Annotated in this window: 4 protein-coding genes and 1 pseudogene; 1 reads left to right on the forward strand and 4 read right to left on the reverse strand. The window is 53.7% G+C overall.

The features are described 5' to 3' along the window. Nucleotides 1-1,054, reverse strand: a 1,054-nt coding sequence (locus IOB61_RS03970; protein ID WP_290812500.1) for an AMP-binding protein, incomplete at its 3' end; no start/stop codon positions are given. Between the two features lie 170 nt (nt 1,055-1,224). Between IOB61_RS03970 and IOB61_RS03975 the strand changes: the two genes are divergently transcribed. Next, nucleotides 1,225-2,160: a glutathione S-transferase family protein gene (locus IOB61_RS03975; protein WP_290812503.1), complete on the forward strand. Its 936-nt coding sequence runs from the start codon at nt 1,225-1,227 to the stop codon at nt 2,158-2,160. Between the two features lie 20 nt (nt 2,161-2,180). On the opposite strand, the gene IOB61_RS03980 is transcribed toward IOB61_RS03975, so the two are convergent. The 3 genes and pseudogenes from IOB61_RS03980 to IOB61_RS03990 all read right to left on the reverse strand — a co-directional run. Next, nucleotides 2,181-2,681, reverse strand: a complete 501-nt coding sequence (locus tag IOB61_RS03980; RefSeq protein ID WP_290812506.1) for a hypothetical protein — start codon at nt 2,679-2,681, stop codon at nt 2,181-2,183. Nucleotides 2,682-2,727: 46 nt separating this feature from the next. After that, nucleotides 2,728-4,521 carry a long-chain-acyl-CoA synthetase gene (locus tag IOB61_RS03985; RefSeq protein ID WP_290812508.1) on the reverse strand — a complete coding sequence of 598 codons (1,794 nt, stop codon included), beginning with the start codon at nt 4,519-4,521 and terminating at the stop codon, nt 2,728-2,730. 126 nt (nt 4,522-4,647) lie between these two features. Next, nucleotides 4,648-4,858: pseudogene (locus IOB61_RS03990) on the reverse strand (thiaminase II); the annotation flags it as partial.

Here is a 4,858-nt window from a genome sequence, read left to right on the forward strand (position 1 = left end):
GGCGACATTCAATCTCAAACCCGGGCCAAGCAATTCCGCAAGAGCGCAGTTTGCCGCGGGCGGGGTCATGCGCTTCGGGTGGCAAATAGGTGCCCGCGCCCAAGCTTTCAGTCATGCCATACAATTGGGTGAAGGAGCAGCCAAAAGTCTTTTGCGCCTGTAGCAGCAAATCTTCCGCAATTGGCGAAGCCCCGTAATACATGCGCTTTAGAGCGGAGAAGTCGGTTGGCATTTTAGCGTTGACTTGGATGAGAATATTGATCACCGCGGGCACAACAAAGGCGTGCGCGATTTTCTCCACCGCGATCAATCGCAAAATTTCAACGGGGTCGACCTGTTCGAGCACGACGGCCCTTGCGCCCTGTGCAATACAGAGAATGGCGCTGTTGATCCCGGCAACATGAAACATGGGCATGGCAATCAGAACCGCTTCCCCAGCCTCATATTTGGCCCATTGTGCGCCGATGCCAAATTCAAAGAAGGCCATATAATTCTGGTTTGTGATCTGCACCCCTTTTGGCAGACCCGTGGTACCAGAGGTGTAAAGCTGGATGACATCGTCATCAGGCAGGCATGGCAGGCCGGGGTCGTCGGCCGGCGCGGCTCCATACCAATCCTGATAGCTGGTCCAAGTGGCATGACCACCATCTATGGCCAGTGTCACCGGCTTATTGGTGGCATGCTCGAGCGCTTTTTCGGCAAGTTCATAAAAATGACTACCAACCAAAAAGACTTTAGCTTGGCTATCATCGAGCACATAGGCCACTTCAGGCGGCGCTAGGCGTGCATTTACGCCCACGAGGGTAGCACGCGCCTTCACGCAGCCAAAGAACAAAGCGATATAATGGTCTGAATTTGCTCCATAAACTGCTACCCGGTCATCTGGCTTCACACCCAGATTGATCAGTGCATGCGCGATCTGATTGGCGATGAGATCCAAGCGCTTAAACGTCGTCGTCCGATCTTTAAAGGAGATGGCGATAGCATCGGGACGGGTTGCGGCTTGGACGCGTGTAATGTCGGCAACCGATTTTGTGGCTTCAAAGTCAAACATATTTCCCCCTCGTGCCAGCTTTAGCCAGCGCATTTATTTTGCTGTTGGCGTGATGTAACGCGGGCGACTGTATTTGTCGCGTCGCAATTTAGTGAAGGACTGGTCGAATGCATTTGGGTCGTTAAAAGGAAGCAAGCTCATGCGCGAGTCGCTTGTTTAAGGATGTTCTCATGGCCGATGCCGATAGTCTGATCTTGCACCATTTCAACGCCTCGCCGTTTTCGGAAAAAATACGGCTGGTGATGGGCCTAAAAGGGTTGAATTGGGTGTCGGTGACTATTCCAGCCATCATGCCTAAACCTGACCTCACGCCTCTCACAGGGGGCTATCGCCGCACGCCGGTCTTGCAAATCGGGGCTGACATCTATTGCGACACCCAATTGATCCTGCGCGAGATTGAGCGCCGTCACCCTAGCCCAACCCTGTATCCCAATGGCGAAGCAGGCCTTGCTTGGATGATTGCCATGTGGGCAGACCGGGCCTTTTTCCAAGCCAGCGTACCCATCATTTTTGGCGCGGAGGGCTTTAATGTCCCCGAAGCCTTCAAGCGGGATCGCGAGCAATTGTCTGGCAGACCCTTTGATACCGAGCAAATGCGCGCCGCTTCGCCCATGATGCGCGACCAGTGGCGGGGCCATGTGGCTTGGGTGGAGGAAGCGCTCGAGGCTTCCAAAGGCGACTGGTTATTTGGCGATAAGCCGGGCTTGGGCGACATTTCTGCCTATATGAATTTCTGGTTCCTGCGCAACGCCTATCGGCCAGGTTATGATAGCCTGATGGCTCCCTTTGAGACGGCACGCGACTGGGTTGAGCGGGTCGACGATATCGGCCATGGCACCGTTGCAACCATGTCCTCCCAAGAAGCCGTGGCGCTGGCTGGACAATGCACCCCAATCGCTCGAACCGGTGTCGATGAGCAAGAGCCACAGGGCTTGCGCGAAGGCGATTTTGTCTCGGTTTCACCAGACGATTATGGCCGCGATCCGGTCACTGGAAAGCTGGTTTATTCCGATGCAAGTGAGATTGCTTTGGAGCGCGAAGTACCAGGTCTTGGAACGTTGGTGGTTCATTTCCCGCGCGTTGGCTATACCGCCCGCCGCAGCTAGCGCGGCGCGGCAGGGCTTTCTCAATCGAACAAGGCGTCAATGTCGTCCTGCGCACCGCCGGCTGCCCCGCCATGCACCATGCCGTCGAGCATCATGATCGCGTTTTGCAGCGCCATCGAGGTTTCGCCGATAAAGCCATCCAAGGGTTTTCCCGCTTGGATCAGGTCTTCGGCTTGCAAAATGGCATCTTGCAGCAGGTCACACGTCTCTTGGCTCAATGTATCAAAAGGCACTTTGATTGACGGGTCGGCATTTTGATAGGCCAAGATCGCCAGATCCTTGGCTTGGAACCCTGAACGCGCAAAGTGCTGTTCATAGGTCAAAGGCTCCCAATTGCGTAGCTCGTCGATCATGTCAGGCATGTCACTCAAAAGCCCAAGCAGCATGGCGGCTTCATTGAAGACATTCAGATAATCGGTCGCGAGGCCTGTTGCAGGCATAATATTGGCGGCAGCCAGGACATCGGGGTCCCACCACGCAAGCTCTTCTGCTGTTTCACAAACACGCGTTACATCGAACATGGGCCTAGATTAACCCAACATTCGTCAATATTTTCTTTTCACCGCTTCAATATCTGACTTGGCCTAGCTGAAACGCTTCATAGACTTCAGGAGTCAGTGGTTCGTACAGGCGGGTTGCCGGATTCATCCACACCATCGGGTCTGAAATCTTGGCGGGGTCAAACCCTGCTTTGACAAGATCCACTTTGCGATATTTGAAGGTCCCCGTCACTTCCATCTCTGTCTGGAAGCGCAAGAAAAGCGGCACGGCGTAGCTGGGAAGCTCTGCGCGCACATGGGCGGACAAAGCCGCGAGATCGAGTGGTTTGCCCGATACAATGACAGCCATGCCTGCTCTGCCATCAGCATGGGGCACATCGACGCCATAGACATTGGCCTGTTCCACGCCAGGGAACATGCACAAAGCCTCACCCACTTCATTGGTTGAGACATTTTCGGATTTCCACCGATAAGTGTCGCCAATCCGATCGACAAAATAATAATAACCGTACTTATCTTGCTTCAGAAGGTCGCCGGTGCGGAACCATAAATCGCCCTTCTCGAAAACATCGCGCAGGAGCTTCTTTTCAGATGCCGCTTTGTCATTTGCATAGCCATCAAAGCGCGCACGAACATTGGTTGTGTCAATCTTGCCAATCGCCTCACCAACTTCATCGAAAGCGCATTTCTCGCACAAACCATCGGCGTTACGGATCGGCTTTTCCTCTTCAATATCAAAGCGCACCAACTCAACATTGAAGCGCTTCTTGAGATAGCTTGGAATGCGGCCAACCGCCCCCAACTTACCTTCGACATTGATGAAGCTGACATTGCCTTCAGTTGAGCCATAGAACTCGCAGATGAGAGGGATTTTGAAGCGCTCTTGGGCGCGCGCCCAAACGTCGGGACGAAGACCATTGCCAAAGCAGGACTTCAACTTGTGGGCCTGCTCTTTCGGATGCGGCGGGACACTGACCAAATAGCGGAACAATTCACCGATATAGGCAAAGACCGTGCACTCATTATCGACAATATCGTCCCAGAATTGGGTAGCAGAGAACTTGCGCCGCAACACCAAAGTTGCCCCGGTATTCAAAACCAGACCCACACCACAAATCCCACCGGTTCCATGATAGAGCGGCAGTGGACAATAGACGCGGTCGCCGGGTCCTGTTTTGGTCGCTGCAATGAAGGACCGGCTCATGCCTTGGGTCCGCAAATGCGACAAGGTTGCGGCCTTAGGATTACCCGTGGTGCCTGACGTATAGACATAAAGGCAGGGGTCTTTGGCCGTCAGCATTTCGCGATAGGCCCGCGATGGCCGCTTGTTGCTTTGTGCGTTCAGGGCGCGATCTAAGTCATTGGCGTTGGGGAAAAGCCCGCCTGCGGCCCAAACCGACACATCGGTTAGCTGACCATCAATGGTCGCCCATAAATCAGCCTGCTCGACACCGACAATCGCTGCTTTGGATTTAGCGATCGTGACGCAATGCAAAAGAGATGGGCCTTGGAGGTTATGATTGATCAAAGCGACAATCACGCCAACCTTTGTAAGGCCATACCATGCCGCCAGATAATCAGGTCGGTTCTGCATGAAAAGCGACACCACGTCGCCTGCTTTCAAGCCAATGGAAATTGCCCAATGCGCATAGAGGTTTGCCCGACCGTCAAACTGGCCATAGGTCCAGGTTTTGCCCTCAAACATAATGGCAGGCTTGGCATTAAATTGGTCGCAAACCGCTTCCCAATTGTCCGGCAATAAAACTTGGCTGTCGGGACTCAAATCCTTTAACCAAGCGTTGGTGCGGCTCAATGCCGAAATAAATGTAACCTCGCGCTTGATGGTGTCGATTAAGCCCATGGGGTGCGTTTCCTTTTTCCACCTTTATGGACTGACTTGAGCCCGCTTCAAGCGGCCAAGCTGACAAGAAGAGCGGTTTTCGCAATAAGTTGAACGCACTGATGCACAAGTGCATCATGCTTCGCGTTATGGGCGAACCGGCCAGTCTTTTTGGTGGTAGGCACTATCCCAGAACAGCCACTCATGTTGGGCACAGCGCAGGAAAGCCGCTAGCATGCGCGCGCGCTCTTGGGGCCCCGCCGCCTCGGCTGCGGCATTCACAATGGCTTTCATACGCTCGGTAGCCGCGGCAAAGTTTTCATCCGCATAAGTGTCGATCCAAGCTTGATAGAAATTA

The sequence above is a fragment of the Aquidulcibacter sp. genome (genome assembly GCF_020253525.1).
In the GTDB taxonomy this organism is placed as follows: Bacteria; Pseudomonadota; Alphaproteobacteria; order Caulobacterales; family Aquidulcibacteraceae; genus Aquidulcibacter.